This window comes from Rhizobium leguminosarum (assembly GCF_019798305.1).
Lineage (GTDB): Bacteria > Pseudomonadota > Alphaproteobacteria > Rhizobiales > Rhizobiaceae > Rhizobium > Rhizobium leguminosarum_U.
The window spans coordinates 368,190-393,688 of sequence record NZ_JAAXDD010000004.1 but is presented as its reverse complement, the minus strand read 5'-3'; the positions used below and the strand labels follow the sequence as shown (position 1 = coordinate 393,688).

19 protein-coding genes, 1 tRNA gene and 1 pseudogene are annotated in these 25,499 nt (G+C 61.1%); 13 read left to right on the top strand and 8 right to left on the bottom strand.

Annotated elements, in window-relative coordinates; all coding sequences use genetic code 11:
* Window positions 1-53: 53 nt before the first annotated feature.
* From HFO99_RS10005 to HFO99_RS09975, 7 genes are all read left to right on the top strand, one after another.
* Window positions 54-1,340, top strand: a complete 1,287-nt coding sequence (locus HFO99_RS10005) for an ABC transporter substrate-binding protein (RefSeq protein WP_222332663.1) — start codon at window positions 54-56, stop codon at window positions 1,338-1,340.
* Between the two features lie 6 nt (window positions 1,341-1,346).
* Window positions 1,347-2,306, top strand: coding sequence for a carbohydrate ABC transporter permease (locus tag HFO99_RS10000; RefSeq protein ID WP_222332662.1), 960 nt, complete (start codon window positions 1,347-1,349; stop codon window positions 2,304-2,306).
* Complete coding sequence (locus HFO99_RS09995) at window positions 2,299-3,186, top strand: carbohydrate ABC transporter permease (protein ID WP_409994930.1); 888 nt, start codon at window positions 2,299-2,301, stop codon at window positions 3,184-3,186. Before HFO99_RS10000 ends, HFO99_RS09995 begins: the two co-directional genes overlap by 8 nt.
* Window positions 3,186-4,283, top strand: a complete 1,098-nt coding sequence (locus tag HFO99_RS09990) for a Gfo/Idh/MocA family protein (RefSeq protein ID WP_222360922.1) — start codon at window positions 3,186-3,188, stop codon at window positions 4,281-4,283. Before HFO99_RS09995 ends, HFO99_RS09990 begins: the two co-directional genes overlap by 1 nt.
* Before the next feature lie 30 nt (window positions 4,284-4,313).
* A complete protein-coding gene (locus HFO99_RS09985) occupies window positions 4,314-5,390 on the top strand; it encodes an ABC transporter ATP-binding protein (protein WP_222360920.1) in 1,077 nt (358 codons plus the stop codon).
* A 183-nt stretch (window positions 5,391-5,573) separates the two neighbouring features.
* A complete protein-coding gene (locus HFO99_RS09980; RefSeq protein ID WP_222360918.1) occupies window positions 5,574-6,452 on the top strand; it encodes a phosphotransferase in 879 nt (292 codons plus the stop codon).
* Window positions 6,449-8,899 (top strand): FAD-dependent oxidoreductase, encoded by a 2,451-nt coding sequence (locus HFO99_RS09975; RefSeq protein ID WP_222360916.1) that lies wholly within the window; start codon window positions 6,449-6,451, stop codon window positions 8,897-8,899. The genes HFO99_RS09980 and HFO99_RS09975 overlap by 4 nt, the downstream gene beginning before the upstream one ends.
* 354 nt (window positions 8,900-9,253) lie before the next feature.
* Here HFO99_RS09975 and HFO99_RS09970 read toward each other — a convergent pair whose 3' ends face one another.
* On the bottom strand, window positions 9,254-10,711 hold the full coding sequence (locus HFO99_RS09970; protein WP_222360914.1) for a mannitol dehydrogenase family protein: 1,458 nt from the start codon (window positions 10,709-10,711) through the stop codon (window positions 9,254-9,256).
* Window positions 10,708-12,123, bottom strand: coding sequence for a glucuronate isomerase (gene uxaC, locus HFO99_RS09965; protein ID WP_222360912.1), 1,416 nt, complete (start codon window positions 12,121-12,123; stop codon window positions 10,708-10,710). The genes HFO99_RS09970 and uxaC overlap by 4 nt, the downstream gene beginning before the upstream one ends.
* Before the next feature lie 176 nt (window positions 12,124-12,299).
* Here uxaC and HFO99_RS09960 point away from each other — a divergent pair, with 176 nt between their 5' ends.
* Complete coding sequence (locus tag HFO99_RS09960; protein WP_064250150.1) at window positions 12,300-12,509, top strand: SlyX family protein; 210 nt, start codon at window positions 12,300-12,302, stop codon at window positions 12,507-12,509.
* 57 nt (window positions 12,510-12,566) lie between these two features.
* Here the strand turns inward: HFO99_RS09960 and HFO99_RS09955 are convergent.
* Together HFO99_RS09955 and HFO99_RS09950 are read right to left on the bottom strand one after the other, a co-directional pair.
* A pseudogene (locus HFO99_RS09955) lies at window positions 12,567-14,047 on the bottom strand (NAD-dependent succinate-semialdehyde dehydrogenase).
* 167 nt (window positions 14,048-14,214) lie between these two features.
* Window positions 14,215-15,495 carry a 4-aminobutyrate--2-oxoglutarate transaminase gene (locus HFO99_RS09950; protein WP_222360910.1) on the bottom strand — a complete coding sequence of 427 codons (1,281 nt, stop codon included), beginning with the start codon at window positions 15,493-15,495 and terminating at the stop codon, window positions 14,215-14,217.
* A gap of 167 nt (window positions 15,496-15,662) precedes the next feature.
* Here HFO99_RS09950 and HFO99_RS09945 point away from each other — a divergent pair, with 167 nt between their 5' ends.
* The 3 genes from HFO99_RS09945 (at window position 15,663) to HFO99_RS09935 (ending at window position 19,128) form a co-directional block, all read left to right on the top strand.
* Window positions 15,663-16,472: a MerR family transcriptional regulator gene (locus tag HFO99_RS09945; protein ID WP_222332653.1), complete on the top strand. Its 810-nt coding sequence runs from the start codon at window positions 15,663-15,665 to the stop codon at window positions 16,470-16,472.
* 253 nt (window positions 16,473-16,725) lie between these two features.
* On the top strand, window positions 16,726-17,352 hold the full coding sequence (locus HFO99_RS09940) for a ribonuclease D (RefSeq protein WP_222332652.1): 627 nt from the start codon (window positions 16,726-16,728) through the stop codon (window positions 17,350-17,352).
* Between the two features lie 231 nt (window positions 17,353-17,583).
* Entirely contained in the window at window positions 17,584-19,128 is a 1,545-nt protein-coding gene (locus tag HFO99_RS09935) for a hypothetical protein (protein ID WP_222360908.1), read from the top strand.
* 77 nt (window positions 19,129-19,205) lie between these two features.
* On the opposite strand, the gene rpsA is transcribed toward HFO99_RS09935, so the two are convergent.
* The 3 genes from rpsA to aroA form a co-directional block, all read right to left on the bottom strand.
* The gene (gene rpsA / locus HFO99_RS09930) at window positions 19,206-20,909 is read right to left on the bottom strand and encodes a 30S ribosomal protein S1 (RefSeq protein ID WP_003544285.1); all 1,704 of its coding nucleotides are present in this window, start codon (window positions 20,907-20,909) and stop codon (window positions 19,206-19,208) included.
* A 176-nt stretch (window positions 20,910-21,085) separates the two neighbouring features.
* On the bottom strand, window positions 21,086-21,733 hold the full coding sequence (cmk, locus tag HFO99_RS09925; protein WP_222360906.1) for a (d)CMP kinase: 648 nt from the start codon (window positions 21,731-21,733) through the stop codon (window positions 21,086-21,088).
* Between the two features lie 69 nt (window positions 21,734-21,802).
* Window positions 21,803-23,161, bottom strand: coding sequence for a 3-phosphoshikimate 1-carboxyvinyltransferase (aroA, locus tag HFO99_RS09920; RefSeq protein ID WP_222360904.1), 1,359 nt, complete (start codon window positions 23,159-23,161; stop codon window positions 21,803-21,805).
* 276 nt (window positions 23,162-23,437) lie between these two features.
* On the opposite strand from aroA, the gene HFO99_RS09915 reads away from it, so the two are divergent.
* Both HFO99_RS09915 and HFO99_RS09910 read left to right on the top strand, forming a co-directional pair.
* Window positions 23,438-23,821 (top strand): TIGR02300 family protein, encoded by a 384-nt coding sequence (locus HFO99_RS09915; RefSeq protein ID WP_017966434.1) that lies wholly within the window; start codon window positions 23,438-23,440, stop codon window positions 23,819-23,821.
* A gap of 151 nt (window positions 23,822-23,972) precedes the next feature.
* Window positions 23,973-24,048, top strand: a tRNA-Ala gene (locus HFO99_RS09910).
* A 255-nt stretch (window positions 24,049-24,303) separates the two neighbouring features.
* Here HFO99_RS09910 and HFO99_RS09905 read toward each other — a convergent pair.
* A complete protein-coding gene (locus tag HFO99_RS09905) occupies window positions 24,304-25,317 on the bottom strand; it encodes a hypothetical protein (RefSeq protein WP_261323068.1) in 1,014 nt (337 codons plus the stop codon).
* Window positions 25,318-25,499 lie beyond the last annotated feature (182 nt).

Sequence of the window (25,499 nt, the reverse complement as noted above, 5' to 3'; positions counted from 1 at the left end):
GGTAACTAGGTTTCGGAAGCGTGTGGAGGCGCTTCCCTTTGGAGGAGAAAAAAATGAGCCTACGTGTAAGCAGACGTAATTTCGTTGCGGGAGGAGCGACGCTTCTTTCGCTCTCGGCGCTGGGAACCAGCGCTTTGGGACAGGAAACGCGCCTGCGTCTCCTGTGGTGGGGTTCGCAGCCGCGCGCCGACCGAACCAACAAGGTATCGCAGCTCTATCAGACGAAAAATCCGGGCACGTCGATCACCGGCGAATTCCTCGGCTGGGGCGACTACTGGCCGCGCCTTGCGACCCAGGTCGCTGGCCGCAACGCGCCCGATGTCATCCAGATGGACTATCGCTATATTGTCCAGTATGCGCGGCGCGGCGCGCTCGCCCCGCTCGAATCCTATATGCCGGCCAAGCTGAACCTCGACGATTTCGACAAGGCGCAGATCGAAGGCGGCAGCGTCGACGGCCATCTCTACGGCGTCAGCCTTGGGGCGAATTCGGCCGCCACGGTCCTGAACACCACCGCCTTCAAGGAAGCCGGCGTCGATCTGCCGACCCAGGCGACCACCTGGGAAGAATTCGCGCGCATGGGGGCTGAGATCACCAAGGCAGGCAAACGCAAGGGCATGTTCGGCATGGCCGACGGCAGCGGCGGTGAACCGCTGTTTGAAAATTGGCTGCGCCAGCGCGGCAAGGCGCTTTATACCGCCGACGGTAAGATCGCCTTCGACGTGGACGATGCCTCCGAATGGTACGACATGTGGGCCAAGTTCCGTGCGGCCGGCGCCTGCGTTCCTGCCGATGTCCAGGCCCTCGACAAGAACGATATCGACACCAACACGGTTTCGCTCGGCAAGTCGGCCGCCGGTTTTGCCCATTCCAACCAATTCGTCGCCTATCAGGCAATGAACAAGGACAAGCTGGCGCTGACCAACTACATGCGCGTCAAGGCGGATTCGAAGGGCGGCCATTATCGCAAGCCTTCGATGTTCTTCTCGGTCTCCGCCCAGTCGAAAGCCGTGGACCTGGCCGTGGACTACGTCAATTTCTTCGTCAAGAACCCCGAGGCAGCGCTGCTTCTGGATGTCGAACGCGGAATTCCGGAATCGAAGGCCATGCGCGAAGTCGTGGCGGGGAAGCTTGATGAGAACGGCAAGGTTGCGCTGGCCTATGTCAGTGGCCTTGGCGATCTCGCCGGCAAATTGCCGCCGCCGCCGCCGGCCGGCGCCGGTGAAGGTGAGCTGATGTTACGCAACATCGCCGAACAGGTCGGCTTCGGACAGCTGTCTCCCTCAGACGGCGGCAAACAGCTTGTCGCTGAAATCACGCAGATTCTCGCACGAGGCTGATCCCGTATGAGCAATGCGATGCGCACGCCCGCAGGGGCCATAAATGTGGAAAGATATCAGGGGGCCGTGGCCGAAGGACGCTTCAGGCGTCTCTGGAATGCCAATGCTCCCGGCTATCTCTTCCTTCTTCCATGGCTCATCGGCTTTTTCGGGCTGACGCTCGGGCCGGCCCTGATTTCGCTCTACCTCTCCTTCACTGACTTCGACATGCTTCAGTCGCCGCGGTGGGTGGGAATGGCGAATTACGTGCGCATCGCCACGGCGGACCCGAAATTTTCGGCCGCCATGCACGTCACTTTGACCTATGTCGTCTTCTCGGTGCCGTTCAAACTGACCTTCGCCCTGCTGGTCGCCATGGCCCTGAACCGCGGCCTGCGCGGGTTGCCGATCTATCGTGCCATCTTCTATCTGCCGTCACTGCTGGGTGGCAGCGTGGCGATCGCCGTGCTCTGGCGTCAGCTTTTCGCCAGCGATGGCCTCGTCAATGCCGCGCTGTCGCATTTCGGCATCGAAGGTCCGAGCTGGATCTCGCATCCGAGCTATTCGATCTACACGCTGGTGGCGCTGTCCGTGTGGCAGTTCGGCTCGCCGATGATTATTTTCCTGGCCGGCCTGCGCCAGATCCCGCAGGATATGTATGAGGCCGCGAGCCTCGACGGCGCCTCCAAGTTCCGGCAATTCTACAAGATCACGCTGCCACTTCTGACGCCGGTGATCTTTTTCAATGCCGTCGTCCAGACGATTGATGCTTTCAAGGCCTTCACGCCGGCCTTCATCATATCAGGCGGCACCGGCGGTCCGATCAACTCGACGCTGTTCTACACGCTCTACCTCTATCAGGAAGCCTTCGGCAATTTCCGCATGGGCTATGCCTCGGCGCTCGCCTGGATCCTGGTGTTGATCATCGCGATCTTCACCGCCTTCTCCTTCCTGACCTCGCGTTATTGGGTGCACTACGATGACTGAGATGACCGCTTCCGTCACTGCGGCCAGGCCGCCATCCGACATCACCAGACGCAGCCTGCCGGCGTCGCTCATCGTCCACGCCCTGCTGATCGCCGCTTCACTTTTGATGCTCTATCCGCTGTTGTGGATGGTTTCGGCGTCGGTCAGGCCGGAAAACGAGATCTTCTCGTCGACCTCGCTCATCCCGTCGTCGATCGATTTCTCCTCCTATGCGCGCGGTTGGGTCGGCCTTGATGTGAGCTTCGGCCGGTTCTTCTGGAATTCGCTGGTCATCTCGCTGCTGGTGGTGACGGGCAATGTCATCGCCTGTTCGCTGACGGCCTTTGCTTTTGCGCGGCTGCGTTTTGCCGGCCGGAACTTCTGGTTCGCGATCATGCTCGGCACGCTGATGATCCCCTATCATGTGACGCTGATCCCGCAATATGTGCTATTCCTCAACCTCGGCTGGGTGAACACCATCCTGCCGCTGGTTGTGCCGAAGTTCCTGGCTAGCGATGCCTTTTTCATCTTCCTTATGGTGCAGTTCTTCCGCGGTATCCCGCGCGAACTCGATGAGGCGGCGATGATGGATGGCTGCAGCGCTTGGCGCATCTACTGGAAGATCATGCTGCCGCTGTCGCTGCCGGTGCTGGCAACGGCCGCGATCTTCTCCTTTATCTGGACCTGGGACGATTTCTTCGGCCCGCTGATCTACCTGAACGACATGAACACCTATACGATCCAGCTCGGCCTCCGCACATTCGTGGATTCGACCAGTGCATCGGATTGGGGCGGTTTGTTCGCCATGTCGACCCTGACGCTCGTGCCGGTGTTCTTCTTCTTCCTATTCTTCCAGCGCCTGCTGATCGAGGGCATCGCCACGACGGGCATGAAGCGTTGATGGCGATAACGGGAAAGAGCGACATGAGCATCAGGACGGTTGCGATCGTCGGCTGCGGTATCGGCCGCTCCCACATCGTCGAAGGCTACCTGCCGCATTCCGACAAGTTCAAGGTCGTGGCGATCTGCGACCTGAACGAGCAGCGTCTGGCCGCGGTTGGTGACGAGTTCGGCATCGAACGGCGCACCACTTCCTTTGCGGAACTGCTGGCCGACGACGCGATCGACATCATCGATATCTGCACCCCTCCTGGCATCCATCTGGAACAGGTGGTCGCAGCCCTTGCCGCCGGCAAGCATGTCGTCTGCGAAAAGCCGCTGACGGGCTCGCTTGCCGCTGTCGATACCATCATGGAAGCGGAAAAGACCGCCAAAGGCGTGCTGATGCCGATCTTCCAGTACCGTTACGGCGACGGCATCCAGAAGGCCAAGCGGATCATCGACGCCGGTATTGCCGGCAAGCCCTATACCGCTTCGGTCGAAACCTTCTGGCTGCGCAAGCCGGAATATTACGCCGTGCCTTGGCGCGGCAAATGGGCGACGGAGCTCGGCGGCGTTCTCGTCACCCATGCCCTGCATCTGCACGACATGCTGATGCATCTGATGGGTCCGGCGGCAAGGGTCTTCGGCCGCGTCGCCACCCGCGTCAACGATATCGAGGTCGAGGATTGTGCCTCCGCCAGCCTGCTGATGGAAAACGGCGCCTTTGTCTCGCTGTCCTGCACGCTTGGTTCGCAGGAACAGATTAGCCGGCTGAGGCTGCACTTCGAGAATGTCACTTTCGAAAGCAGCCACGAGCCCTATACACCCGGCAAGGACCCCTGGAAGATCATCGCTGCGAATGACGACGTGCAGGAGCAGATCGAACAGGTGGTTGGCGACTGGCGGCCGGTCGCGCCGCGTTTCACCACCCAGATGGGCCAGTTCCACGCTTTCCTCAGCGGCCATGCGCCACTGCCGGTGACGACAAAGGACGCCCGCCGCGCGTTGGAACTCGTCACCGCCATCTACCAGTCTTCCGATAGCGGCGCCGACGTGCCGCTGCCGATCGGCCCCGATAGTCCAAAATACGCCGATTGGCGCGCAAGAACGAAATAATCGAGAAAATAAAAGAGAGGGTTTGAGAAGATGGCAACCAGTGTCGTTCTTCAGAAGGTCGAGAAGCGCTACGGCTCGCTGGATGTGATCCATGGCATCGATCTGACCATCGATCCCGGCGAATTCGTCGTTTTTGTCGGCCCCTCGGGCTGCGGAAAATCGACCCTTCTGCGCATGATCGCCGGTCTCGAGGAGATCACCGGCGGCGGGCTGCTGCTCGACAACGAACGCATGAACGAGGTGGCGCCCGCCAAGCGTGGCATCGCGATGGTTTTCCAGTCCTACGCGCTCTATCCCCATATGTCGGTCTATAAAAACCTCGCCTTCGGCCTGGAGACGGCGGGTTACAAGAAGGCCGATATTCAGCCGAAGGTGAAGCGCGCCGCCGAGATATTGCAGATCGAGAAGCTCTTGGAGCGTAAGCCGAAGGCGCTCTCCGGCGGGCAGCGCCAGCGTGTCGCGATCGGCCGCGCCATCGTGCGCGAGCCGCGGATCTTCCTGTTCGACGAGCCGTTGTCGAACCTCGATGCCGAACTGCGCGTGCAGATGCGCGTCGAGATCTCCCGCCTGCACCGCAGCCTCGGCAATACGATGATCTATGTCACCCATGACCAGGTCGAAGCCATGACGATGGCGGACAAGATCGTGGTGTTGAATTCTGGGCGCATCGAGCAGATCGGCGCGCCGCTCGATCTCTACAACAACCCGGCCAACCGCTTTGTCGCCGGCTTCATCGGCAGCCCGAAGATGAATTTTTTGAAGGCCCGCATCGAGCAGGTCGGCGAGGCCGAAACCAGCATCCATGTCTGCGGCAATTCTGTCCACCTGCCACGCCGGCTGAAAGGCGGGGCGGGAGAGGAGGTCACCTTCGGCATCCGTCCCGAGCATCTTTCGCTGGCCGATGGCGCCATCACGCTCTCGACCGTCAACGTCGATCTCGTCGAAAATCTCGGCGGCGCCACCATGCTCTACACCACCACGCCGGATAACCAGCTCCTGACCGTCGCGCTTGACGGGCAGCAGAAGGTGGAGCGCGGCGCCAATGTGAAGGCCTCCTTCGATCCCGCCCGCTGCCACGTCTTCGATGCCGCGGGCAAGACGATCTAAGCGCGCCGCTGCTTGACATCAGATCCTCCTCTGGCCCATCATTTCGGCAGGGGCCGCTAGAACAGGATGATTTTAGGCCGGGTCGGCCTAAAATCTGAATCCTGTTCTACATTATATAGTTAGAGCATGATGTCGTCCGAAAACCGCTCACACTTTTCGGCATCATGCTCTGGGGGATCAAGCATGACGCCTGAAGATAGGATTCATGCGCTTGGTATCTGGCAGGGCCCGATCGAAATCTCGCCGATAGCAGGCGGCATCACCAACAGGAATTATCTGGTCAGCGATGCCGTCGCGCGCTGCGTGGTCAGGCTCGGCACCGATATCCCGATCCATCACATCAGCCGGCAGAACGAGCTTGCCGCAAGCCGTGCCGCCCATGCGGCCGGCATATCGCCTGCCGTCATCCACCATTCGCCGGGCGTCCTGGTGCTCGACTATATCGAGGCGAGAGCGCTTTCGCCGGAAGATATCAGGACGCCGCAAATGCTGGCCCAGGTCGTGCCGCTGGTCCGCGCCTGCCATCGCGACATCGCCCGGCATTTCCGCGGCCAGGCTATGATCTTCTGGGTCTTCCACGTCATCCGCGACTACGCCGCCAATCTGAAGGCGTCGGAAAGCGCTTATCTTCCGCTTTTGCCGGGCCTCCTCGGCCGGGCTGACATACTGGAGGAAGCGGCAGGGCCTTTCGAGATCGCCTTCGGCCATAACGACCTGCTGGCCGCCAACTTTCTCGATGACGGCAAACGGCTCTGGCTGATCGACTGGGACTATGCCGGCTTCAACACGCCGCTTTTCGATCTCGGCGGATTGGCCTCCAACAACGAGTTCCCGCAAGCGGCCGAGCGTACGATGCTGGAGACCTATTTCGACCGGCCGCTGACCGATGACCTCAGCAGGCGCTATGCCGCAATGAAATGCGCCTCGCTGCTGCGCGAGACGCTCTGGAGCATGATTTCGGAAATTCATTCCAGCATCGATTTCGATTACGCCGGCTACACGGCCGAAAATCTCGCGCGCTTCGAGCGCGCCTATCAAGCCTTTGAACAGGATCATAAATGACGAAGGAATTACCGAAGACGGCGAAAGCCGTGGTTATCGGCGGCGGCATTATCGGCTGCTCGACGGCCTATCATCTCGGCAAACTTGGCTGGATCGATACCGTCTTGCTGGAGCGCAAGAAGCTTACCTCGGGCACCACCTTCCACGCCGCCGGCCTCGTCGGCCAGCTGCGCACCAGCGCCAACATCACCCAGCTCCTCGGCTATTCCGTCGATCTCTACAAGCGGCTGGAGGCAGAAACGGGTCTCGGCACCGGCTGGAAAATGAATGGCGGCCTGCGCCTTGCCTGCAATGAGGAACGCTGGACCGAAGTCAGGCGCCAGGCGACCACCGCCCAGTCCTTCGGCCTCGAAATGCAGCTACTGACCCCGCAGGAAGCCTTCGATCTCTGGCCGCTGATGACAACAGACGATCTCGTCGGCGCCGCTTTCCTCCCGACCGACGGCCAGGCCAATCCCTCCGACATCACCCAGGCGCTGGCAAAGGGCGCCCGCATGTCGGGCGTTTCCATCTTCGAGGATACCGAAGTCCTCGACCTCGAAATCGACAAGGGGAGGATTCGTGCCGTCGTCACGGCGCAAGGGCGTATCGAATGCGAGCGCGTCGTCATCTGTGCCGGCCAATGGACGCGCGCCTTCGCCGCCCGTTTCGGCGTCAACGTGCCGCTGGTCTCCGTCGAGCATCAATACATCATCACCGAATCCTTCGGCGTGCCCTCCAACCTGCCGACCCTGCGCGATCCCGATCGCCTGACCTACTACAAGGAGGAGGTCGGCGGCATCGTCATGGGCGGCTACGAGCCGAACCCCATTCCCTGGGCGGCAAACGGCATCCCCGACGGTTTCCACTACACACTGCTGGACAGCAATTTCGACCATTTCGAGCAGATCATGGAACAAGCGCTCGGCCGCGTTCCGGCGCTAGAGAATGTCGGCGTCAAGCAGCTGCTGAACGGCCCGGAAAGCTTCACACCGGATGGCAACTTCATTCTCGGCGAGGCGCCGGAGCTGAAGAATTTCTTCGTCGGCGCCGGTTTCAACGCCTTCGGCATCGCCTCGGCCGGTGGCGCCGGCATGGCGCTTGCCGAATGGGTGACGAAGGGCGAACCGCCCTATGATCTCTGGCCGGTCGATATCCGTCGTTTCGGACGTCCGCATTTCGATACCGACTGGGTGCGGACACGCACGCTCGAAGCCTACGGCAAACATTACACCATGGCCTGGCCGTTCGAGGAACATTCGAGCGGCCGCCCTTGCCGCAAATCGCCGCTCTATGACCGGCTGAAGGCGCAGGGCGCCTGTTTCGGCGAAAAGCTCGGCTGGGAACGGCCGAACTGGTTTGCCGATCTCTTCGCCAACGAGGAGCCGAAGGATATCTACAGCTACACCAGGCAGAACTGGTTCGATGCCGTCGGCCGCGAGCACCAGGCGGTGCGCGAAGCGGCCGTCATCTTCGACCAGACGTCCTTTGCCAAATTCGTGCTGAAGGGCAGGGATGCCGAGGCAGCGCTCTCCTGGATCGCTTCCAACGATGTCGCAAGGCCTGTGGGATCGCTTGTCTACACGCAGATGCTGAACGATAAGGGCGGCATCGAATGCGACGTGACGGTCGCCCGCGTCGCCGAGAACGAATATTACGTCATCACTGGTACTGGTTTCGCCACCCATGACTTCAATTGGATCGCACGCAATATCCCGGCGGAGATGCATGCCGAGCTGGTCGATGTCACATCCGCCTATTCCGTGCTGTCGCTGATGGGACCGAATTCCCGCGCCGTGCTGGAAAAGGTGACGGGGAGCGACGTCTCGAATGCGGCCTTCCCCTTCGGCAAGGTCAAGACCATCGGCATTGCAGGCTGCCCGGTGCGGGCGTTGCGCATCACCTATGTCGGCGAGCTCGGCTACGAGCTGCATGTTCCCATTGAATATGCGACCACGGTCTATGACGTGCTGATGGCATCAGGCGGCGAGCTCGGCCTCGTCAATGCCGGCTACCGCGCCATTGAGAGCTGCCGCCTGGAAAAGGGATATCGCGCCTGGGGGTCGGATATCGGTCCCGACCATACGCCTATTGAAGCCGGTCTTGGCTGGGCGGTGAAGATGCGGAAGAATATTTCGTTCCGCGGCCGTGAGGCGATCGAACGGCAGCTTTCGGGCGGCGTCAAGAAACGCCTCGCCTGCTTCATTCCGGAGAATGCGGATGCTGTGCTGCTCGGCCGCGAAACGATCTATCGCGACGGCAAACGCGTCGGCTGGCTGTCGAGCGGCGGCTTCGGCTACACGCTGGGCAAACCGATCGGCTACGGCTACGTCCGCAGCCCCGACGGCGTGACCGAGGATTTCGTCCTCTCCGGCGCCTATGAGCTTGACGTCGCGCGGGAACGCATCCCCTGCAAGGTATCGCTGTCGCCACTCTACGATCCGGATATGGCGCGGGTGAAAGCGTGACGACCGGAACTCCTTCATTCCTCCACCCTCGGGTCAAGCCCTGAGGGCAAAGGTGACGAGGAGATGTTGTGCCGTGCGGAACCCCCCTCTGCCCTGCCGGGCATCTCCCCCACAAGGAGGGAGATTGGCAAGGAGCTTGCTCCCCGGAAAGCATCAACCAGTCCGGTTGCCGTGCCAATTCGCCTTCAGTTTGGATTCCATGTGACGGCTATAGTTGTTGGTGAAGCGGTCGCGCCCAGCCAATCTCCCCACCTGTGGGGGAGATGCGCGGCAGGGCAGAGGGGGGCGACCACGGCACGCCCTCGCCTCATCATTCCCAGCCGAAGCGAGTCTATCTCGGAACGGCTCCAAGTCTCAGAACAGCGGCAGCCGGTCGTCCTGGATCAGGATCTCCAGCTTGTCGGAGACATCCTGCGTCCATGCCCGATTTCCTGTCAAAGCCGCTGGGAAAAGTCCTGGAAGGGTGAAAAGAGCGGCCGAGATCGCCAGGCCGGTGCGCGGGACATCGGCGATGAGAGCGGCGATTTCGCCAGCACGGGGATCGCGCAGTTCATAGCGCTCGCCGTTGCCGTGCTCGCCGATCGCATAGCGCATCCATGCCGCAACGGCGATCGCATAGGTCTCTGCCTTGTCGCCACGCGCCAGTGCCTCGGTTGCCGGTTCCAGCAGCCGCTGCGGCAGTTTCTGCGTGCCGTCCATGGCGATCTGATAGGTGCGATGTGCGATTGCCTTGTTTGCAAAGCGCGCGATCAATTCGCTGGCATAGTCATCGAGATCGATGCCGGGAACCGCATCGAGCGTTCTCGCCGCTGCATGCATGTGGCGGTAGGCAAGGGCTGCCAGGCCGGCATCATCCATCACGTCGCGAATAAATTCATAGCCGCCGATATAACCGAGATAGGCGAGCAGCGAATGGGCGCCGTTCAGCATCCGCAGCTTCATTTTTTCGTAGGCCGAGACTTCCTCGACCATTAGCGCGCCGCGGACCTTTTCCCAGGCCGGCCGGCCATTCGCGAAATGATCTTCGATGACCCACTGCGTAAAAGGCTCTGTCTCGACCGCCGCCATGTCGGTGCGACCCGTCAGCCGCTCGGCATCGGCATAGGTGGCTTCGGTGCTTGCCGGCGTGATGCGGTCGACCATCGTCGAAGGGAAGGGCACATTCGCTTCGATCCAGCGATGCAGGTCGGGGTCGATGCGGGAGGTGAATTCGAGCACGAGGCGTTTTAGAACCGCGCCGTTGCTCGGCAGGTTGTCGCAGCTGAGCGGCGTAAAGGGCGCGATCCCCTTCTGCCGGCGGCGCGCAAGGCCTTCGACGAGGTAGCCGATGACGCCGCGCGGCGCATGCCGGCTGGCGAGATCGGCGACGATATCGGGGTGCTTCAGGTCGAGGCCGCCGGTTGCCGGATCGAAACCATAGGCCTTTTCCGTCACCGTCATGCTGACGATGCGGATAGCGGGATCTTCGAGCCGCGCCAGCAGGCCAGCCGGATCGCGCGGCGCCACATGCGCCTTCAGGATCGAACCGATCACCTCGGCCGTCGTGCCCGAGCTGTCGCGGATCAACGTCGTATAAAGCCCGTTCTGAGCGCTCAGATTGTCAGCGACATCGGCGGTGCGCAGGCTCGCCACCTCGATGCCCCAGTCTCCGCCGCTTGTCGCCAGGGCTGCATCGGTAAACGGCGCGAAATGCGCGCGGAAGAAGGCGCCTGGCCCGAGATGTAGGATGCCGCTTTTCAGCTGGTCGCGGTCATAGGCGGGAAGCTTCGCCGTCGGGGCGAGGCCGGAAAGGGTTTGCAGTCGTTCGGTCACAGCTTATAGGCCTTCTTTGCATTGCCATAGGAGAGCTCGCCCGCGACGATCTCGGCTTCCCGCTTGGAAATCCGGTGCTCGGCGGCAAGCTGGGCGAGGAAGCGGCAGACTTCGCGGCGCCAGACGTCATGCCGGGCCGGGATCGAAAGCAGCGCGCGCGTATCGTCGTTGAAACCCGCCATATTGGCAAAACCTGCCGTTTCCGCAACCTGGTCGAGATAGCGCCGGATGCCGTTCGGGCTGTCGTAGAACCACCAGGGCGGGCCGATCATCAGGCAGGGCCAGTGGCCAGCCATCGGCGCCAGCTCGCGTGCATAGGTTGTCTCGTCGAGCGTGAACAGCAGCACGCGCAAACCCGGTGCGTGGCCGTATCTGGAAAGCAGCGCCTTCAGGCCGCCGACCCAGTCCGTGCGTGTCGGGATATCGGCGCCCATATTGGGGCCTCGGGTCGCAAAAAGCCCGCGGTCGGTATTGCGTCTTGAGCCGGCATGGATCTGCATCACCATGCCGTCCTCGGCCGAAAGCCCGGCCATCTCGGTCATCATCTGGCCACGGAAGAGCTCGGCCTCCTCGGCCGAAAGCGGCCCCTTCAACGCCTTGTCGAGCAGCGCTTGTTTTACGGCAAGCGGCAGATCTGATGTAAAGGCTGTCGGCACGCCGTGATCGGTGGCGGTGGCGCCGAACTGGCGGAAATAGGCGCGCCGGCGCCGATGTGCCTCGATCAGACCGTCCCAGCGCGTCACCTCAGTGCCGGTGATCTCTCCGAACTTGATGAGATTGTCGCGGAAGCCGACGGCATCGGGATCGGTGACGCTGTCCGGCCTGTAGGTGCTTCGCACCTTGCCGATCCAGCCGTCGGCCGCCAACTTCTGGTGATGCGCCAGCGGGTCGAGCGCGCCATCCGTCGTCGCGATCGTTTCGATGCCGAATCGCTGATGCAGCGCCCGCGGGCGGAATTCGGGAAGCGCAAGCTGGGCATTGATATGGTCGTAGAGCGCATCGGCATTATCAGCCGTCAGCGGCTCGGGGCAGCCGAGCACGGCCGACATGGCGTGGTCGACCCAAAGGCTCGAAGGCGTTCCGCGGAAAAGATGATAATGTGCGGCAAAGGTCCGCCAGATCGCCCGTCCCTCAGCCACCGGTTTGCCGTCGAGCCGCGGCACGCCGAGCTCGTCCAAGGTGACGCCGACGCTGTGCAGCATCCGGAAGAGATAGTGATCGGGAATGACCAGCAGCGAGGCCGCGTCTTCGAAGGGCTTGTCGTCGGCAAACCAGGAGGGTTCGGTATGCCCGTGCGGGCTGACGATCGGAAGATTGCGCACCGTCTCGTAGAGCTCTCGCGCGATGGTCCGTGTTGCCGGATCAGCCGGAAAAAGCCGGTCCGGATGAAGAAAGCCGTTTCCTGCATCCATCAGTATTCCTCCCAGATGCATAACGGCCTACCCCACAACATCAGGCGCGGCAAGGTCTTTTAGTAACCAAACGGTACAGTTTTGCGTCTGGCGGCGCCGGGCATGGAAAGCATTGACGCGGCGGCCTATTTCCGCTTTGGGAGAACCATCTGTGCCGGTTCGGCAAAGGAGCATCGATGTCCGACGAGACGAACCACATCACCCGGCTGGAAGAAATGCTGGCCCACCAGGCAAAGACGATCGAAGAGCTTTCCGATCAGCTCGCCGAGCAATGGAAGACGGTCGAGCAGATGCGCACCAAGCTCGACCGGCTGACCGAACGCTTCCTGTCGCTGGAGGAGCAGTCGCTGGAGGCACCTGGCATCACCCGCCCGCCGCATTATTGACGACACGCGGCGCAATGCCGCGCGTCGTTGGGGTGCCTTGCGCCTTGAGACGGCGGATCAGACGCCGCCGATGCAGAGATATTTCATTTCCAGATAGTCGTCGGCGCCGTGGCGCGAGCCTTCGCGGCCGAGCCCGGATTGCTTGATGCCGCCGAAGGGTGCTGTCTCGGACGACATGATGCCGGTATTGATACCGATCATCCCGTATTCCAGCGCTTCAGCCACCCGCCAGACCTTCTTCAGATCGCCCGCATAAAAATAGGCGGCGAGGCCGAACTCCGTGTCGTTGGCTTGGCTGATGACATCCTCGACCGTGTCGAAGCGAAAGAGCGGCGCCACCGGCCCGAAGGTCTCCTCGCGCGCCACCTTCATGCCGCGCGCAACGCCTGTCAGCACCGTCGGCGTGAAGAAGGTGCCGGCGCCGTCGATGCGCTTGCCGCCGGTCAGCACCTTGGCGCCCTTGGCAAGCGCGTCGCTGACATGGTCCTCCACCTTGCAAGGCCTTGCTCGTCGATCAGCGGCCCGATCACGACACCCGGCTTGAAGCCGTCGCCGACCGACATCTCGGCGACCTTGGCGGCAAGTTTGGCGGCGAAGGCGTCGTAGACGTTCGACTGGACGTAGAGGCGGTTGGCGCAGACGCAGGTCTGGCCGGCATTGCGGTATTTGGAGGCGATCGCGCCTTCGACGGCAGCGTCGAGATCGGCATCGTCGAAGACGATGAAGGGCGCGTTGCCGCCGAGCTCCAGGCTCACCTTCTTGATCTGGTCGGCGCACTGCCGCATCAGGATGCGGCCGACCTCGGTCGAGCCGGTGAAGCTGATCTTGCGCACCTTTTCGTTGCCGCAGAGCTCGCGGCCGATCGCCGGACCATCGACGCCGACGATGACGTTGAAGACGCCGGCCGGAATGCCGGCCTGCTCGGCGAGCACCGCAAGCGCGATCGCCGTCAGCGGCGTCTGTTCGGCCGGTTTCGACACCACGGTGCAGCCGACGGCAAGCGCCGGGGCGATCTTGCGGGTGATCATCGCCGCCGGGAAATTCCACGGCGTGATCGTGCCGACGACGCCGACCGGCTGCCGGATGACGATCATCCGTTTATCGTCGGAAGGCGCGGGGATCGTCTCGCCATAGATGCGTTTGGCCTCCTCCGCATACCATTCGATATAGGCTGCGGCATAAAGGATCTCGCCGCGCGCTTCCGGGAACGGCTTGCCCATTTCGGCTGTCAGGATCGCCGCGAGTTCGTCGGCATTGGCGACCATCAGGTCGAACCATTTGCGCAGGATCGCGCTTCGCTCCTTGGCCGGACGAGCCGCCCAGACCGGCTGGGCGGCATGCGCCGCATCGATCGCCGCCCGCGTCTCGGCCGCACCCATATCGGGCAGCGAGGCGAGCAGTTCGCCGGTTGCCGGGTTCAGCACGTCGAACGTTTTCGTGGCATCGCCTGATGTCCAGACGCCGTCGATATAGCCGGCATCGCGCAGCAAGGGCGAAGAGAAGGGAACGTGCCTGGTCAGTGCGGTGGTGAAAGCCATGTCATATCTTCCTTGGGAGTGCGGCTGCCGGTTGCCGGCAGCCATTGAAATCCGGCTAGAGCAATTCCAGGAAAAGTGCGCAGCGGTTTTCCGTCCGGAATTGCGTAAAACAAAAAGTTAGAGCGGTTCTGCGCTTCCTTGAAAAGCTGAACCGCTCTAGGGTGCGCTTAACTGCCCGCGCTCGCTTCCAGCATCGAGGCCTCGAGAATATCGAGCGCTTCGCCGAAGATATCGTCCTGGATGGTGATCGGCGCGAGGAAGCGGATGACGTTTCCGTGGACACCGCAGGTGAGCAGAATCAGGCCCTTGTCGAGCGCGGTGAGCCGCACCCGGTTGGCGAATTCCGCGCTCGGCAGTCCCGTCGTCCGGTCGTTGAATTCGACGGCGTTCATGAAGCCCGGCCCGCGAATATCGACGATTTCCGGCACCGTCTCGCGGATTGATTCCAGCCGCTGCTTCAGCCGTCCGCCAAGCTGGTTGGCGCGGTTGCAGAGATCCTCGTCGACAATGACGTCGAGCACGGCATGGGCGGCCGCGATCCCGAGCGGATTGCCGCCATAGGTGCCGCCGAGCCCGCCCGGTCCCGGCGCATCCATGATTTCGGCGCGGCCGGTGACGGCGGCGAGCGGAAAGCCGCCGGCCAGGCTCTTTGCCATTGTTGTCAGGTCGGGCGCTACTTCGTGATGGTCCATTGCGAACATCCTGCCGGTGCGGGCAAAACCGGTTTGCACCTCGTCGGCGATCAGCAGGATGCCGTGCTGATCGCAGAGTTCGCGCAGCGCCTTCATGAAGGCGGCAGGTGCGGAGTAGAACCCGCCTTCGCCCTGCACCGGCTCGATGATGATGGCTGCGACGCGCTGCGGATCGACATCGGCGGCGAAGAGCTTCTTCAGTGCCGCCAGCGACTGATCGGCGGTGACGCCGTGCAGTTCGACCGGGAAAGGAATATGGAACACGTCACCGGGCATAGCGCCGAAGCCGACCTTGTAGGGCACGACCTTGCCGGTCAGCGCCATGCCCATGAAGGTACGGCCATGGAAGCCGCCGCCAAAGGCGATGACGGCCGAGCGGCCGGTTGCTGCACGCGCGATCTTGACGGCGTTTTCGACCGCTTCGGCACCAGTCGTGACGAAGATCGTCTTCTTCTCGAAATCACCAGGCAGCAGCGCGTTCAGCCGCTCGGCAAGATGCACGTAGCTTTCGTAGGGCACCACCTGATGGCAGGTATGGGTGAAGCGGTCGAGCTGATCCTTGACCGCCGCGATGACCCGGGGATGACGGTGGCCGGTATTGAGAACGGCGATGCCGGCGGCGAAATCGATGTAACGGCGGCCCTCCTTGTCCCAGATCTCGGCATTCTCTGCACGATCCGCATAGATCTGGGTCGTCATGCCGACGCCACGTGAAATAGCGGCGTTCTTCCGGTCCGTCAGGCTTGGCGTGTTCATCGATGGCTCCTCCGCTGAAAAGTTTGAAAACTATCTTGCATATCTTCTGCAAGATGCATACAAAACACCTACATTTTTCCTGCAAGAAAACAAGCGGCATTTTTTGCTTCAAACATCACGTTTTTTGATGAAAGCTTTGGGGCGATTGGAATCAGGGATATTGGCGGATGAACGATAACGGGCCTGTGCGCTACAAGGTGGCGGAAGCCGCGCGGCTGGCGGGCGTTTCGGCCTCGACGCTGCGCCTCTGGGAAAGCCAGGGTCTCGTGGTTCCCGGCCGCTCGCAAACCGGGCATCGGCAATACAGCGCCGACGACGTGGCGCGGTTGAAGCGCATCTCCTGGTATCGTGTCGAGCGGGGCCTTAATCCCGCGGCAATCCGCGAGGCGCTGGAGAGCGAGGAGCCTTCCGCCGATGGTGCCGAGGCAAGCCAGGATGGCGGCCTCGGCCGCAAACTGCGCAGCCTGCGCCATGCGAGCAGCAAGACGCTCGATCAGGTGGCCGGCGACATCGGCGTCAGCTCTTCGACGCTCTCGACGCTGGAACGCACCTCGCAGGGCGTCAGTTTCAAGACGCTGCACGATCTCGCCGAATATTACGGCACCACCGTCTCCCGCCTCTCCGGTGAGGAAAGCGGGGACGTGCCGGCGCTGGTGCGGGCCGGCGAATGGCGCAGGTGGCCGGAAACAACGCCGGGTGTCGCGGTGCAGCTCCTTGCCGAAGGCCGCAGGATGATGGATTGCCACCGTTTCGTGCTGGCGCCGGGGGCTGCCAGCGAAGGCGCCTATCGCCACGAGGGCGAGGAATTCATGCATGTTCTGTCAGGCCGGCTCGAACTTGTGCTCGACAGCGATCAGTTCTTCGACCTCGGTCCCGGCGATTCACTTTATTTCGAAAGCCGCCGCGACCATTCCTGGCGCAACCGCCACGATGGCGAAACCGTGCTTCTCTGGATCAATACCCCGCCGACATTCTGAACGGCTAACACGATGCGGAGACTATATGAGGTAGAGCGTCCTTTGTGCGTCCAGGAGGACGCACAGCGCTCCAGCGGCTGGAAAGCGGTTTCGCACTCTGCGCCTTTGCGCTATAGCGCTGATGCATAAATTCTTAAATCGGAATCGATTTCAGGATAAAATTAAGCAGCCATTCAAAGTGCTACAGCGTCCTTTGCGCGTCATAAAAGACGCGCGGCGCTGTGGGGGATGCATTCGAACGAAAGACAATCTCATGGCAGCGACCATACGTTATCACGAAGGCGATATTTCCGCGGCCGATGCCGTCCGCTACACCGGCGCGATTGCAATCGATACCGAAACGCTCGGCCTTGTGCCGCGCCGCGACCGGCTCTGTGTCGTCCAGCTTTCGCCGGGTGACGGCACCGCCGATATCATCCGCATCGCCGCCGGCCAGAAAGAGGCGCCCAATCTCGTCGCCCTGCTCGAAGACCCCACTCATCAGAAGATCTTTCATTACGGCCGCTTCGATATTGCCGTGCTCTTCCATACCTTCGGTGTCACGACGACCCGGGTTTTCTGCACCAAGATCGCCTCGCGTCTGATCCGGACCTATACGGATCGCCACGGCCTCAAGGATAATCTCAAGGAGATGCTCGACGTCGATGTCTCCAAGGCGCAGCAATCTTCCGATTGGGCGGCCGAGACGCTGTCTCCGGCCCAGCTCGAATATGCCGCCTCCGACGTGCTTTATCTGCATGCATTGCGCGATAAGCTGACGGAACGCCTGATCCGCGATGGCCGCTACGATCATGCGACGGCCTGCTTCGAATTCCTGCCGACCCGCGCCAAGCTCGACCTGCTCGGCTGGGAAGATGCCGATATTTTTGCCCATAGCTGAGCGAATTGCCTTCATTCTGCGTTTGCGCATGGCCGTACGGCAGGCTTGCCGGCGGCCGTTAGCGATTCATTAACGCCTGTTCATTAATATTCCTGTTAATTTTTATGCATTTCGATGACGCCGGAACTGCGTCATGCGGACAGGAGGATCTGCTGGGATGCAAGGGGACCGGATGAGCGCGGTCCTTTTCTAGAGCCTGCTTTCATCGTCACTTTACGAAAGGAGCATGCCATGTTGACTCCCGTTCGTGCAGCGTCCAATGCAAGCTTTTCGTCCCAGGGTCAAACAGCGGCGATCGTCGCCGGTGGTCTCGGCCAATCGGTGATTGCCCCCGCGCCTGTCAACGCCGTCGAAGCCGCAGACCTCAATTCCGCCATTGCCGGCAAGCTCAATATTCTGCTCCTTGCGGCGCGCGAGCGCATGGTCGAAGCCCTTTTCGACGTCATCGACGCGGCAGGCCGCTCGATCTCGCTGGATCGTGGCGAGGACGAGAGCAATCTTGCCTTCGCCTCTCGGCTCGCCGATGCCATCCGGCGACTGCCAACCGCCAGGATCGACGAGGTCGAGCGCCAGCTCACCGAGAATGGGCATAGCGTGCCGCTCCGGACGATCGCCGAGGCCCTGAAGAACCCGACAGGCCCTGAAGCCGCCCGCGTCGTCGCCTATCTGGAGATTGTTCGCTATAAGGATCGCGATCTCGCCGCCCGCGCCGTCGTCCGCTCCTATGGCCAGAACGATGCATCGCCGATGCGCGCCGAAGCTCACCCCGAGATCCGGCTGCCCGAGATAAGGCTGCATGAGGACAGCCTGCCTGCCGCCATGCGCCAGCCGGCAGACACGGCGCCCGCGTCAGCCGATTCGCTGATCGAGGCCGCAGCTTTGGCGACCGTCGAAGAAGCGGTCGTCGCCGAAGCCGTGGAAGCTGCCGATCCGGAAACTGAGAGCCTGGCTCAATCCGCCCCGGCGACAGCAAGGGAGATCGCCCCGGAAAAATCTGCGCCGCAGGAGATCGAAACCGGGCAACCGTTGCCGACGGAAGCCGCAGCGGCCGACGATACGCAGGCAACGCCGGAGCCGGCTGCCGTCCAACCCCGCGCGATGCCGGAAAAAGTCGATCCTGTCATTCCCAGGAACTGGGTAGGAATTGTCGCCTCGATGACCGAAGAAGTCTCCGAGATGATTGCCACCATCATCCGCGAGCAGGACATCGAAACCGTGCTGGAGGATGTTCCCGTCGAGGCGGCAGTGGAAATCGATACGATCCTCGACGACGCCGTCATCAGCGATGCCACCGAAACCCTGACCAGGCAGCCGGCCGAATTCACCGCACCCGATCCTCGCCAGTCCGCCGCACTCCGCCCATCGCAGATGGATATCGAGACCGAGGCTGTCCGTCAGCCGAACGAAATCTCCGCGCAACCGCAGATGAGGCCGGTTCTCGAGACGGCCCAAGCTTCCTATGTGCCGCTGGTGGCAAGGATGCCGGAAGGATTTGCCTATACCCAGCTGCCCTACCAGTTCGCCAAGGATACGCCGTCGAACGAGAAGGCAGGCGAAACGCACCACCAGCATCAGCACCACCGTGACGACGCGTCCGAGGATCAGCAGCAGGCGCAGTCCGGCGGCGGCGATGCCGAACCCGACGCTGAAGAAACCGCCGCCGCACCCGACCGGAGGACGCCAAGGATGATCGATGCCGAACCGTCGGCCTATCAGCCAGGCGTGGCCGCCGATCCGGTCTATGCGCTCTATCAGCGCATGGTCGGCTGGGAATAACGTTTTCATCGCCTGAAAATGAAGAACCCGCCGGATCGCTCCGGCGGGTTCTTCAATTCAAAGGCGGATGCCGAGGCTTATTCGCCGCCGCGGTTCTTCAGGGCTGCGCCCAGAATGTCGCCGAGCGAAGCGCCGCTGTCGGACGAACCGAACTGGGCAACGGCTTCCTTCTCTTCCGCAATCTCCAGAGCCTTGATGGACAGCATGATCTTGCGGTCCTTCTTGGAGAAGTTGGTGACGCGGGCGTCGAACACCTGGCCGACCGAGAAACGCTCGGGGCGCTGCTCGTCGCGGTCGCGGGCGAGGTCGGCGCGACGGATGAAGGAAGTGATGTCCTCGTGATTGACGAGCTTCACTTCGACGCCACCGTCGTTGACCGCGATCACTTCGCAGGAAACGACTGCATTCTTGCGCAGGTCGCCAGAAGCAGCGGCGTCGCCGACTGCATCCTTGCCGAGCTGCTTGATGCCGAGCGAGATGCGTTCCTTCTCGACATCGACGTCGAGAACGACGGCCTTGACGACGTCACCCTTGTTGAACTCCTCGATGACCTGTTCGCCCGGACGGTTCCAGTCGAGGTCGGAGAGGTGCACCATGCCGTCGACATCGCCGTCGAGGCCGATGAACAGGCCGAATTCGGTCTTGTTCTTGACTTCGCCTTCGACTTCAGTGCCGGCCGGATGGCTGCGGGCAAATGCTGCCCACGGATTTTCCAGCGTCTGCTTGAGGCCGAGCGAAATACGGCGCTTGGACGGGTCGACTTCGAGAACGACGACTTCGACTTCCTGGCTCGTGGACAGGATCTTGCCGGGGTGAACGTTCTTCTTGGTCCACGACATTTCCGAGATGTGGATCAGGCCTTCGATGCCCGGCTCCAGCTCGACGAATGCGCCGTAGTCGGTGATATTCGTGACGGTACCGGAAATCTTCTTGCCTTCCGGATACTTGGCCTGGATGCCATCCCACGGATCGCTCTCGAGCTGCTTCATGCCGAGCGAGATACGGTGGGTTTCCTGGTTGATGCGGATGATCTGAACCTTGACCTGCTGGCCGATGTTCAGGATTTCCGACGGATGGTTCACACGGCGCCATGCCATGTCGGTGACGTGCAGCAGGCCGTCGATGCCGCCGAGGTCAACGAACGCACCGTAATCGGTGATGTTCTTGACGACGCCGTCGACAACCTGGCCTTCTTCGAGGTTCTGAACGATTTCAGAACGCTGCTCGGCACGGGATTCTTCCAGAACCGTACGGCGCGAAACCACGATGTTGCCGCGGCGCTTGTCCATCTTGAGGATTTCGAAGGGCTGCGGATTGTGCATCAGCGGGGTCACGTCGCGGATCGGACGAATATCGACCTGAGAACGCGGCAGGAAGGCGATCGCACCGTCGAGGTCGACCGTGAAGCCGCCCTTGACCTGGTTGAAGATAACGCCTTCGACGCGCTCGCCAGCTTCGAACTTGGCTTCGAGCTTGACCCAGCTTTCTTCGCGGCGAGCCTTTTCGCGCGACAGAACGGCTTCGCCAAGCGCGTTTTCGATGCGCTCGACATAGACTTCGACTTCGTCGCCGACCTTCAACAGGCCGTCCTTGGCGCGCGCGCCGAATTCCTTGAGCGCGATGCGGCCTTCAACCTTCAGGCCGACGTCGACAACGGCGACGTCCTTCTCGATGCCCGTGACGATGCCCTTGGTGACATAGCCTTCGGCCAGGTCGTTCTTGGCAAAGGACTCTTCGAGAAGAGCCGCGAAATCCTCGCGGGAGGGGGTAGCTACTGACATAAAATCTCCTGCGTGTCCTAAAACGGAAGCGGACACGTATGCGCCGGTTGGTTTGCGTTGAACGGGCCTGAACCCAGTCCGCCCTCTCTTACGAAGGCAATCCGGCGCTTGGACGGAATTTCAGGCTTGCTGTATGAGAAGCGATCCATGCTCAGAGCACGCAAAATCGCTTGAATTTAGGCATTTCGGCTCAAGACCGCATCGATGATCGATTGAGCAGCTTGAAACGCGGCTTCTATACTCATTTCCGACGTATCAAGCAAGTGCGCATCATCAGCTGGTTTCAAAGGGCTGTCGGCCCGTCCCATGTCGCGTTCGTCGCGCCGCTTGACGTCCTCGAAGATCGCATCGAAATCCGCCGTCAGGCCTTTGCCGAGGATCTCGTCATAACGGCGTCTTGCGCGGACTTCCGGCGACGCCGTTACATAGAATTTCACCGCCGCATTCGGGCAGACGACCGTGCCGATATCGCGCCCATCGAGCACCGTTCCCGGCGCCTTCGTCGAAAACCGTCGCTGCGCCTCGACCAGCGCCCGGCGCACCGCCGGCATCACGGCAATCTTCGATGCGGCTTCGCCGATCTCATGTCTGGAAAGCATATCGCGATCCAATCCAGCGAGTTCAACCTCTCTTGCGATCTTTTCCGCCACCGCCTCGTCGTCGAGCGGCAGGCCGGCATCGAGCAGCGCCTTGGCCGTGGCGCGATAGGTCAGGCCGGTATCGAGATGGTGATATCCGTAGCGCTCTGCGATGAGGCGCGAAAGCGTGCCCTTGCCGGCCGCCGCCGGGCCATCGATGGCAATGGTGAAAGTCTCATTCGTCATGTCATCAATCCTGCGACAGCGCGCCGAAACGGCAAATGAGTTTGGCTTCGCGGAATGGTGGCTGGCACATCATTCCGGCACCAGCTCGATCTTCGCTCCAAGGCCGGTCATCAGCTGCATGAATTCCGGAAAGCTAGTCGCGATCATCGCCGCGTCGTCGATCGTCACAGCATGCTCCGAGGCAAGCCCCAGGACAAGGAAACTCATGGCGATGCGATGGTCGAGATGCGTCCGGACTTGGCCGCCAGCGGCGTTGCCGATGCCCCTGCCGTCTGGCCGGCCGCGCACGATGAGAAAATCCTTGCCCTCGTCGCAGTCGACGCCATTCAGCTTCAGCCCGTCGGCGACGGCGGAAAGACGGTCGGACTCCTTGACGCGCAGTTCCTCCAGCCCCTTCATGACCGTCGCGCCCTCGGCGAAACAGGCAGCGACGGCGAGGATAGGATATTCGTCGATCATCGACGGCGCCCGATCTTCGGGAACGGTGACGGCCTTGAGCTCGGAATGGCGCACGCGCAGATCCGCCACGTCCTCGCCGCCGGCAAGACGTGCATTCAGCACCTCGATATCAGCGCCCATTTCCTGGAGCGTCAGGATCAGCCCGGTGCGGGTCGGGTTCATCAGCACGTTGACGATGGTGATATCTGAGCCGGGGACAAGCAGCGCCGCAACCAGCGGGAAGGCGGTGGAGGAAGGATCGCCGGGAATGTCGATCACCTGGCCCTTAAGATTGCCGCGGCCTTCGAGCCGGATCGTACGGATGCCATCCCCGTCCGTCTCGACGGAAAGGGCGGCGCCAAAACCCTGCAGCATCTTTTCGGTATGGTCGCGCGTCATCACCGGCTCGATGACCGTGGTGACACCCGGCGTATTGAGACCGGCGAGCAGCACGGCCGATTTCACCTGGGCGGATGCCATCGGCACCCGATAGCGGATCGGGCTCGGCGTTCCCGGGCCTCTGAGCGTCACCGGCAGCCTGTCGCCTTCGGATGCGCTGACCTGCACGCCCATTTCGCGCAGCGGAGCGAGCACACGGCCCATCGGCCGTTTCGAAAGCGAGGCGTCGCCTGTGAAGGTGGAGCGAAAGTCGTAGGTGCCGACGAGGCCCATGGTCAGCCGCACGCCGGTGCCGGCATTGCCAAAGTCGAGCGGCGCGTCAGGCGCAAGCAGCGCACCGTTGCCGGTGCCCTCGATCACCCACTGCGCGCCCTCTTTGCGAATCCTGGCGCCCATCGCCTGCATCGCCCGGCCGGTATTGATCACGTCCTCGCCTTCGAGCAGGCCGGTGATCCGCGTTTCGCCGGAGGCGAGCCCGCCGAACATGAAGGAACGATGCGAGATCGACTTGTCGCCCGGAATACGGACGCTGCCCGTAAGACCGGCGGATTTGCGGGCTTTGGCGGGCTTTGGCGCGGAGCCGTTCAGCATGGCGCAATCCTTTGCAAACACAGTCTATTTTCGCCGCAAGACAGGCTTGGCCGGTCGCAATTCCCGTCCGCTTCTGCAGCTGTTGCGGCTCGTTAACATAAACGCGCCGGGCGGTCATCCGTCGGCTTGCCAAAATCCCGGCGCTCCGATCGCAAAGTTTGGCTTTGACATGGGAAGCCACAGCGATTAAGGGGACCGGCTTATAAATTCCGATGGAACGCCGGCTTGAACGGCATCTGCCGAATCTCATATTCGGCTATTCACACGAGGCTTATAGTGGCGAAAGCGGAACTTGGAACCAAGCGTACCGATCCGGAAACCGGCAAGAAGTTTTATGATCTGAACCGGGATCCGATCGTTTCTCCTTATACCGGCAAGTCCTACCCTCTGTCCTTCTTCGAAGAAACCTCGGCGATCGCCGAAGTTGCCGAGGAAGACGAGGTCGCGGAAGTCGATACTGAAAACACCGAAGTCGAACTGGTTTCGTTGGAAGATGCCGATGACGCCGCCGGCGGCGACGACATTCCGGATATCGGCGACGACGATGTCGAAATCGAAGGCGATGACGACGACGATACCTTCCTCACACCCGACGAAGATGACGATGATGACGACATGAGCGATATCATCGGCGTGACCGGCGACGAAGACGAAGTCTGAGACCGCATTTCGGCCCGGCGAGGAAAAAATTCTCCGGGCCGCATTTTTTTAGGCTTGCTATCTCCGGAAACCGGAAGTAATAAGCCGCCACTCCGCAGGGCACGTGCCTTAGGAGTATCCCAGGACCGGCCTCGAGCCGGACCACCTTGATGGGGCTATAGCTCAGCTGGGAGAGCGCTTGCATGGCATGCAAGAGGTCAGCGGTTCGATCCCGCTTAGCTCCACCAAATTTCCTTTTATCCGTTGTTTTTATTTAAAATCAATGCCTTGTCGCGGCTAGATGGTTCGGCAGGTACCCAGAAAAGTACCCACCGCGAGAACCCGCCCATTCAATGTCTGCCCGCTTTGCGCTACTTCGACTTCATTGAGCGCAATCCAGACGCCCTGTTGTCAGCCGTGCGGGGACATTATTAACAAGATCGAAGGCCCATGCATCGCCGCCAACTTAAGGAGGTTCGGTCTGTACGGAAAGCGCAATCGTCTCAACGCCCGCCGAGCACCGAATAAAAGGTTTCCAACTGTTCCTTTCCACCGTCTGTATTCATAGGCGATATTCCGAGGAAGACTGGCGCCTCTCCGGACGCCCTCACTCGAACGCCAAAACTGCTGGAGGACGCAATCATGCGAGCCTCAGTGTCATCTAGCTTTACAATGATGTTGACGTCGTCCCCATTGACCACCCGGAGTGCTCTTTGTGAAATGTCCCATACGGTTGCTTCGTGATCCAGGACGAGTTCTACCAGAGGAAACTCTGTCAGTTCGGTTTGCCGCCCTTGGGCTTCGATCACAGCATGAAATAGGAAGCCGCTTCCTTTAGCGTAAACCAGCATAACCTTGTGATGCCCAAACATTGAATCCCGCTCGCCTCGAACGTACAGAACCTCACTGTGAGCTTGTACTGTCCAGCGAACATCCGTAATTCCGCCGGTTGTGACGCCCAGGGGGCTGAGCGCATCTTTGTCAATCAGTTTGAGGTCATTACTGGGGGTTGACGACGATATTTCCAGGAAGTCGGGTGATACTCCCATATCCGCGACATAACCCGCGATCTTGGCGGATAAAATCTGGGATTGCCCAACATGTTCCGGTGAAGGGTTTTTATAAGAGAACTGGTGGACGCCAAACTGTGCGCCGTCGTGGAAATGCCGCAGTCGTCCTCCGAGATACAATAGAGTTGCCGCACTCATACAGTTACCGGGCAGCAGATTGCGCCGGATGATTGGGGCTGAAACGTCTTCGGGGTGAAGCACGTATGTTCCGATTTCGGTTGATAGCCTCCAAGCCCGTATTGCTCGGCCGATATTGATCGCGGACTCTACATCTCCACCAATCGAATTTATGTAAACACACGTAACGGACGGCGGAGAAGCGCCGGTCAGCAGTTTTTGGAATTTCACGTCGTCGCCCGGTTCTATGCGTCCGAAGGCGTTGATGTAGTAGAATCCGCCCACCAACCTCTCTAATTCCGTTTGTGGATCAGTATATTCAAATTCCAAGACCGCTTCTCCCGCCACGTTTCATCATGTGTTCCGTTCAAAGCTCCCTAGCCAAGGGGCCGCCGGATAGGCACCGCGTTATGGGAAGCATATGCAAATGATTGCGATAGAGCCAAGGCTGCGATGCCTGCTGTGTGGCAACCGTTGGATTAAAGGTTGGCGATCGGAATGCTGCCAAGGGC

Bases quoted from the DNA above. Each gene is read 5' to 3' on its own strand.
- HFO99_RS10000 (WP_222332662.1), top strand. From the start codon at position 1,347: ATGAGCAATGCGATGCGCACGCCCGCAGGGGCCATAAATGTGGAAAGA.
- HFO99_RS09975 (WP_222360916.1), top strand. From the start codon at position 6,449: ATGACGAAGGAATTACCGAAGACGGCGAAAGCCGTGGTTATCGGCGGC.
- HFO99_RS09980 (WP_222360918.1), top strand. From the start codon at position 5,574: ATGACGCCTGAAGATAGGATTCATGCGCTTGGTATCTGGCAGGGCCCG.
- HFO99_RS09945 (WP_222332653.1), top strand. From the start codon at position 15,663: ATGAACGATAACGGGCCTGTGCGCTACAAGGTGGCGGAAGCCGCGCGG.
- HFO99_RS09985 (WP_222360920.1), top strand. From the start codon at position 4,314: ATGGCAACCAGTGTCGTTCTTCAGAAGGTCGAGAAGCGCTACGGCTCG.
- HFO99_RS09940 (WP_222332652.1), top strand. From the start codon at position 16,726: ATGGCAGCGACCATACGTTATCACGAAGGCGATATTTCCGCGGCCGAT.
- HFO99_RS10005 (WP_222332663.1), top strand. From the start codon at position 54: ATGAGCCTACGTGTAAGCAGACGTAATTTCGTTGCGGGAGGAGCGACG.
- HFO99_RS09950 (WP_222360910.1), bottom strand. From the start codon at position 15,495: ATGAACACGCCAAGCCTGACGGACCGGAAGAACGCCGCTATTTCACGT.
- HFO99_RS09995 (WP_409994930.1), top strand. From the start codon at position 2,299: ATGACTGAGATGACCGCTTCCGTCACTGCGGCCAGGCCGCCATCCGAC.
- uxaC (WP_222360912.1), bottom strand. From the start codon at position 12,123: ATGGATGCAGGAAACGGCTTTCTTCATCCGGACCGGCTTTTTCCGGCT.
- HFO99_RS09935 (WP_222360908.1), top strand. From the start codon at position 17,584: ATGTTGACTCCCGTTCGTGCAGCGTCCAATGCAAGCTTTTCGTCCCAG.
- cmk (WP_222360906.1), bottom strand. From the start codon at position 21,733: ATGACGAATGAGACTTTCACCATTGCCATCGATGGCCCGGCGGCGGCC.
- aroA (WP_222360904.1), bottom strand. From the start codon at position 23,161: ATGCTGAACGGCTCCGCGCCAAAGCCCGCCAAAGCCCGCAAATCCGCC.
- HFO99_RS09990 (WP_222360922.1), top strand. From the start codon at position 3,186: ATGGCGATAACGGGAAAGAGCGACATGAGCATCAGGACGGTTGCGATC.
- HFO99_RS09960 (WP_064250150.1), top strand. From the start codon at position 12,300: ATGTCCGACGAGACGAACCACATCACCCGGCTGGAAGAAATGCTGGCC.
- rpsA (WP_003544285.1), bottom strand. From the start codon at position 20,909: ATGTCAGTAGCTACCCCCTCCCGCGAGGATTTCGCGGCTCTTCTCGAA.